Annotated in this window: 2 protein-coding genes and 1 pseudogene; 1 reads left to right on the forward strand and 2 read right to left on the reverse strand. The window is 76.8% G+C overall.

Going from position 1 to position 4,551, the window contains the following annotated elements; genetic code table 11:
• Positions 1-1,105: pseudogene (locus DN069_RS39015) on the reverse strand (serine/threonine-protein kinase); the annotation flags it as partial.
• A 192-nt stretch (positions 1,106-1,297) separates the two neighbouring features.
• Positions 1,298-3,265, reverse strand: a complete 1,968-nt coding sequence (locus DN069_RS39020) for a serine/threonine-protein kinase (protein WP_111507970.1) — start codon at positions 3,263-3,265, stop codon at positions 1,298-1,300.
• A gap of 256 nt (positions 3,266-3,521) precedes the next feature.
• Between DN069_RS39020 and DN069_RS41195 the strand changes: the two genes are divergently transcribed.
• On the forward strand, positions 3,522-4,551 hold a 1,030-nt coding region (locus tag DN069_RS41195), incomplete at its 3' end, for an FHA domain-containing protein (RefSeq protein ID WP_207892425.1).

A 4,551-nucleotide genomic window follows, 5' to 3' on the forward strand; every position in this document is an offset into this window, starting at 1 on the left:
AGATGTCTATCAGAGACAGGGCCAGGGCCACCGCGGCCGCGCGCTGGGCGCGGGACGCCTCGGCCAGGCCGGTCAGCTCCTCGGGGCGGGGGCGGCGCAGGTTGGTGTGGGTCTCCCGGTTGGAGTCCGGCGCGCTGCCGGGGACCAGCGGGACGGCCGAGCCGCGGCGACGGCGCGGCGCCACCGCCTCTTCGTCCTCGTACCCGTCGTCGTCGCCGTCGTAGCCGGGCAGCGGAGTGACCGCCGGGGCGTCGGGGTGGGCGATGCGCAGCGCGGGCAGACCGGCCAGGCCCGGCAGCAGCTCGCGCAGGCCGGCGGCGAGTTCGGCGGCGCGCAGCCGGGAGGCGGGCGCCTTGGCGAGACACTGGGCCAGCACCTTCCACAGCGGCTCGGGCAGGCCGGGCAGCGGCGGGACGGTCTCGGTGACGTGGCGGCGCAGCACCGCGCCGGTGTGGCCGCCGCCGAACGGGGTGAACCCGGCCAGCAGCTCGTAGAGGACCGTCGCGAGGGCGTAGATGTCGACGGCGGCGCGCGGCTCCAGGCCCTCGATGATCTCCGGGGCGAGGTAGTCGGGCGTGCCGATGATCCGGGTGGCGCGGGTGCGGCGCGGCGCGTCGACGAGGCGGGCGATGCCGAAGTCGGAGAGCTTGGCGCGCGGGGCGCCGCCGGGGCCGGGGCTGGAGGCCTGGTCGAGCAGGATGTTCTCGGGCTTCACGTCGCGGTGGATGACGCCCTGGGCGTGCGCGGCGGCCAGCCCCTCGGCGACGTCGGCGACCACGGAGACGGCCGCCTGCGGCGTGAACGGGCCCTCGCGGTCCAGCCGGGAGCGCAGGTCGGCGCCGTGGACCAGCTCCATGACCAGGGCGAGGTCGTCGCCGTCCACGACCAGGTCGCGCACGCCGACGACGCGCGGGTGGTCGAGGCTGGTGAGGACGGTGCGCTCCTGGACGAACCGGCCGACCAGCACCTGGTCGGAGGCGAGGTCCTCGCGCAGGATCTTGATCGCGACCGGGCCCTCCGGGCCCTCGCCGAGCCACACCGTCCCGGCCGAGCCGCGGCCGATCACCGAGTGCGCGGTGTAGCGGCTACCGATCTTGCGTGCCAAGGCTGCTCCGTGCGCGATCTGGGGCTGGTGGTCAGGGCGGGGCCCGAGTCGAGGCCTGTCCCCCAGTCGGGAACGCGGCCGCGCCAGCGACCAAAGTACGCGGCTTGGAGCCGTTTGGGGGACAGCAGGGGGTGGACGGGCCGTCAGGAGTCGACAAATCGTCAAACCTGCGGCCCCTTCCGCCGCTTTGCGTCAGTTGCCGCCCGAGGGGACCTTCGGGATGGACTTGCGCACCTTGTTCACCTGGTTCGCGGTGTTGGTGATGTCGTGGTACCACTGCACGACCTGGTTCCACCAGCCGTGGACGACGTTCACCACGTGGTCGATCCACCCGTGCAGCGGCGAGAACTGCCAGACCAGGAAGCCGACCACGACGAAGAAGACGAGCACCTTCAGGCAGCCCATGCCGGGGATGCGCATCCGACGGCGCGGACGCGGCGCCCGCTCCCGCCTGGGCTCCGGCGCGCGCTCGTAGTCGGGCTCCCGCTCCCGCTCCGGTGCGCGGCGTGCGGGCTCCGGGCGACGCGCCGGCTCGGGACGGCGCGCGGGCTCAGTGCGGCGCTCCTCGTAACCCCGCTCCTCGTAGCCGCGCTGCGGACGCTCCTGGTAGGGCCGCGGCGCGACCTGCGGACGGGCCTGACCGGACGGCGCCGGGCGCGGCGCCCGATACGGCGCCGGAGCGACCTGCGGCCCGGCGGCGAAGGGGTCCTCGACCGGGAACTCGCCGTAGGAATCGATCCGGGTCTGCTCCGAACGCTCCCGGGCCTGCCGCAGCTGCGACTGCCACGGGTGCGGGCCGTCCGGCGTGCCCGCCGCGGCGCCCGTCGGCGGCATCATCGTGGTCCGGTCCGGCCCGGGGGCACCGGGGCCGGATTGCGGCAGCACGGCCGTGGGGTCGGCCGCGCCCGCCGGTGCCGCGCCGAAACCAGGGCCTCCGCCCGCGCCCCGCGGCAGCACCGCGGTCGGATCGGCGGCCCCGGCGACCTGTCCGTTCCCGAAGCCGCCCCCGGCGGCAGCGTGCGGCAGCACGGCCGTCGGGTCCGCGGCGCCCGGCACGAAGCCCTGCGAGGCCAGCACCTGCGTCGGGTCGGCAGCGCCGGCGGCGGCCGCGGCGCCCGCGCCCTGGCCGAGCAGCATCGTGCGGGCGTCCTCGGGCCGGCCCGGCAGCGTCGCGTCGCCGTCCATGCCGGAGGTCGACACCCCGCGCGGAACCGTCGGGTCCTCCGACCCGGCCAGGCCCGGGTGGTAGCCGGGCGGGGAGAGCAGCACGCCCACCGCGTTCGCGGCCTCGATCTCGGACGGCGTGGCGTGCACGCCGATCCCGCCCGCGACCGTGCGCAGCGCGGCGGCCAGCGTGACGGCCGTCGGGCGGCGCGCCGGGTCCTTCTCCAGGCAGCGCTCCAGCGCCGTCCACAGCGGCTCCGGCAGCGAGGCCGGCCGCTCCGGGCGCTGCGACAGATGGGCCTGCAGCACCTGCAGCGGCCCCTCCCCCTGGAACGGGGGCCGGCCGGTCAGCAGCTCGTAGAGCATGATCCCGGCGCCGTAGACGTCCACGGCCGCGCTCTGCTCGCGGCCCTCGGCGGACTCGGGCGCGACGTAGGCGGGCGTGCCGACGAACTCGGCGGTCCGGGTGAGGCCCGGGGAGTCGGCGAGCCGGGCGATGCCGAAGTCGGTCAGCAGCGGGTGCATGGCCGGGCCGGCCGGGCCCTGGACCGTGGCCAGCAGCACGTTCGCGGGCTTCAGGTCGCGGTGGACGACGCCGTCGGCGTGGCTGGCGGCGAGCGCGTCGGCGATCTGGGCCATCAGCAGCGCGCCGGCCACCGGCGAGAGCGGCCCGTTGGCCCGCAGGTAGCGGTGCAGGTCGGGGCCGTCGACCAGGTCCATCACCAGGGCCAGCAGCTCGCCCTCGACCACCAGGTCCCGCACCCGCACGATGTTCGGGTGCACCAGGCGCAACAGCACCGCGCGCTCGCGCAGGAAGCGCATGACCACGTCGGGATCGGTGGCCAGCTCCTCCTTGAGGACCTTGATCGCCACGACCGCTCCGGGCGTGACCGGGGCGTTCTCCGCGTCGTCCCGCACGCGGGCACGCCACACCGTCCCGGTGGCGCCGCGTCCGAGCGGCTCCTCCAGCAGGTACTTACTGCCAACCGGCCGCAACCCGTGCTCCTCGTCCTGCCGCAGTGCTGTGCGCCCGCGGGGGCTCGCGTTTTCGGCAACTCTAACGGCGTTCGAAGGACCGCGTCGTGTGCTGCCGCCCCGCTCGACCGTCCATGGATGCAGACGTTCCTGCGCCGCGATACGTTCCGAAGATCATCCGATCGGGTGCCGTGCGCGAACTGTCGGCGGCAGATGGGAGGATGCATACGACACCGTGGCGACCACCATCGCGTGCGGGCTGGAAGGGGCAGGGCGCATGCAGATCCGGCTGACCGTGCTTGGGCCGCGCGAGAGCGCGCCGACGTCCGTGGCGTCGGCGGCGCATGCCGCCGCGCCCGCCGCCGACGTGCTGGTGAGCGCGCCGGTCGGCACCACGCTGGGCTCGGTCGCGGCGGCGCTGGCGGGCGCGGTGGGCGCACGCCCCGGCGCCCGCGCGGGCCGCGCCGCGACGCACGTGCACCTGTACGCCCAGGGCCGCCGGCTCGACGAGCGCGCCGTCCTCGGCCACCCGCCGCTGATCGACGGCGCGGTGCTGCGCCTGGACGCCCCGGACCCGGACGACGCCGTCGAGCCCACCGGCTCCTCCGCCGCCCTGCACGTGGTGGCCGGTCCCGACGCGGGCGGCATCCACCTGCTGCACCCCGGCCGCGTCGTCGTCGGCCGCTCCGCCGACGCGGACGTGCCCGTCGACGACCCGGACGTCTCCCGCTTCCACCTCGCGCTCGAGGTCGGCCCCGACGGCGAGGTCAGCGTCGCCGACTCCGGCTCCACCAACGGCACGGTCCTGGACGGCGCGCCCGTCGGCCAGGAGCCGCGCCCGGTCACCCCGGGCGCGCTGATCGAGCTCGGCGAGAGCGTGCTGCGGGTCGTCGCGGCCGTCCCGGCGCAGCTCGGCCGGGCCGAGGTGGTGCCGGACGGCCAGGGCGCCGTCCACGTCTCCACCCGCGCCGGCGGCGGAACGCCGCGCCCCGAGTGGGCCGAGCGCGCCGCGCTCAGCGGCCACACCGCCTCCGGCACCGGTGCGCTGCCCGAGCCCGGCGGCTCCCACGCCTCCCACCTGCACACCACGCACGGCCGCGGCTTCCGCATCGACGCCGAGCCGGGCCCGGCCACGCGCCCGGGCGAGCGGCCCGGGGAACGCCGCGCGGAGGGCCGTCCGGCGGAGGGTCGTCCGGAGGGCCGGTCCGGGTTGCTGAAGCACGCTCAGCAGGCGCTCGGCCGGCGTCGTGGCGTGCCCGCGCCCGCCGCGGCCGTCCCCCCGCAGTCCCCGCCCCGCGATCCGGGCC

Source organism: Streptacidiphilus pinicola (genome assembly GCF_003258295.1).
GTDB classification, from domain to species: Bacteria; Actinomycetota; Actinomycetes; order Streptomycetales; family Streptomycetaceae; genus Streptacidiphilus; species Streptacidiphilus pinicola.